The organism is Actinomycetota bacterium (assembly GCA_036280995.1).
In the GTDB taxonomy this organism is placed as follows: domain Bacteria; phylum Actinomycetota; class CALGFH01; order CALGFH01; family CALGFH01; genus CALGFH01.
Map to the genome: position 1 here is coordinate 1 of DASUPQ010000265.1, position 2,038 is coordinate 2,038.

The 2,038-nt window shown below is 73.7% G+C and carries 3 protein-coding genes; 2 read left to right on the forward strand and 1 reads right to left on the reverse strand.

Annotated elements, in window-relative coordinates; translation table 11 throughout:
• The coding region (locus VF468_08885; protein HEX5878422.1) for a sigma 54-interacting transcriptional regulator at positions 1-1,184 on the reverse strand (1,184 nt) is incomplete at its 3' end.
• A gap of 91 nt (positions 1,185-1,275) precedes the next feature.
• On the opposite strand from VF468_08885, the gene VF468_08890 reads away from it, so the two are divergent.
• On the forward strand, positions 1,276-1,617 hold the full coding sequence (locus VF468_08890; protein HEX5878423.1) for a metalloregulator ArsR/SmtB family transcription factor: 342 nt from the start codon (positions 1,276-1,278) through the stop codon (positions 1,615-1,617).
• Positions 1,614-2,038: SRPBCC domain-containing protein (locus tag VF468_08895; GenBank protein HEX5878424.1), on the forward strand; the 425-nt coding region annotated here is incomplete at its 3' end. The genes VF468_08890 and VF468_08895, both read left to right, overlap by 4 nt.

Consider the following 2,038-nt stretch of genomic DNA (forward strand, 5'->3'; position numbering starts at 1 on the left):
AGCAGCCCCGACAGGTCGGACCCGCCCAGCCGGGCCCGCCAGGTCTCGGCCACCGACCGGCGCAGCAGGTGCTGGAGCAGCTCCAGCTCCCGGCCCTCCTCGAGCTGGTCGAACTCGACCTTGCCCAGCGAGACCGGGACCACCGCCGGGAGGTCGACCACCCGGGCCACCGGCGGCTCCTCGCCACAGATGGCGGCCCGGCGGGCGGCCGAGGCCGCGACGGTCTCGGCGGCGGCGATGGCGAAGCGGGCCGAGACGCCGGAGCGGGCGTCGATCTGGGGCGACTCGCGCACCGCCCGGGTGAAGCGGGCGATGACCTCGAGCAGGTGCCCGGGGACCAGCGGCCGGCCGAGGGGCTGCTCGTCCCAGGCCAGCACCGCCTCCTGGCGGATGAGGGTGACCTCGTCGTCCAGGCGCAGCGGGTAGTGGGTGCGGACCTCGGCCCCGAAGCGGTCCTTGAGCGGGGTGATGATACGGCCCCGGTTGGTGTAGTCCTCGGGGTTGGCGCTGGCGATCAGGAGCAGGTCGAGCGGCAGCCGCAGCTGGTAGCCGCGGACCTGGATGTCGCGCTCCTCGAGCACGTTGAGCAGGGCCACCTGGATCCGCTCGGCCAGGTCGGGGAGCTCGTTGACGCTGAAGATGCCCCGGTTGGTGCGGGGCACGAGCCCGTAGTGGACGGTCTCGGGGTCGCCGAGGGTGCGGCCCTCGGCCACCTTGATGGGGTCGATGTCGCCGATCAGGTCGCCGACGCTGGTGTCGGGGGTGGCCAGCTTCTCGCCGTAGCGCTCGGAGCGGTGCCGCCAGGCCACCGGCAGCTCGTCGCCCAGCTCGTCCAGCCGCCGCCGGCAGGCGACGCAGATGGGCACGTACGGGTGGTCGTTGATCTCGCAGCCGGCGACCACCGGGGTCCACTCGTCCAGCAGGTGGTGCAGGGACCGGATCAGGCGGGTCTTGCCCTGCCCGCGCTCGCCCAGCAGCACGATGTCGTGGCCGGCGAGCAGGGCCCGCTCCAGCTCCGGGAGGACGGTGTCGTCGAAGCCGACGATCCCGGGGAAGCGCTCCCCTCCGTCGGCCAGCCGGGCCAGGAGGTTGTCGCGGAGCTCGTGCTTGACCGCCTTGTAGCGGTGACCGGCGGCCCGGAGGCCGCCGAGGGTGGTGGGGGTCGGCGGGGTGGCGGAGGTCATGCGCGCCCTTCTGTCGCTTGCGGTGCCACGCCCATGGTGGCCCCGCGCGCCCCATTGCGCACCCCCGGTCGGGCAGGCTATAGTTAACCAGATGGTAAGGTATTCTTCTTCGACCCTGGACCGGACCTTCGCGGCCCTGTCCGACCCGACCCGCCGCGAGATCCTCGACCGCCTGGCCGAGGGGCCGGCCACCCTCGGCGAGCTGCGGCGGCCCTTCGACATGACCCTCCCGGGCCTGATGAAGCACGTCCGGGTCCTCGAGGAGGCCCAGCTGGTGGTGACCGAGAAGAAGGGCCGGACCCGCGAGTGCCGGCTCGGCGCCGATCCGCTGGACGACGCCGCCCAGTGGATCGGGACCTACCGGCGCCGCTGGGAGCGCCGGCTGGACCGGCTCGGGAGCTACCTGGAGCGGCGGAAGGGAGCGAGCCCATGAGCGACGACCTGCGGCTGGAGCGCGTGTACGACGCCGCCCCGGAGATCGTCTTCGACGCCTTCACCGACCCGGACGCGCAGAAGGAGCTGTACGCCGACGGGCCCGAGTGGGTCGTGGAGTCGGCCTGCGACCTGCGGGTCGGGGGCCGCTGGACGATCGAGTTCGGCCCGCCGGGCGGGCCGCCGGCCCGCGAGACCAACGTGTTCACGGTGGTGGAGCGGCCGCGGCGCCTCGGCTGCGTGAGCACCATGACCATGCCGGACGGGACCAGCTTCGACACCGACCTGGAGGTCACCTTCGAGGAGGAGGCGCCCGGCCGGACGCGGCTGACCATCGTCCAGCGCGGCTTCCCGACCACCGGGCTCCGCGACGAGCTCGCCGGCGGCTGGCCCGACGTCCTGGACGGGCTCGGCCGGGTCGT

Excerpts from the sequence above, each read along its gene's own strand:
- VF468_08890 (HEX5878423.1), top strand. The coding sequence starts at position 1,276 with ATGGTAAGGTATTCTTCTTCGACCCTGGACCGGACCTTCGCGGCCCTG.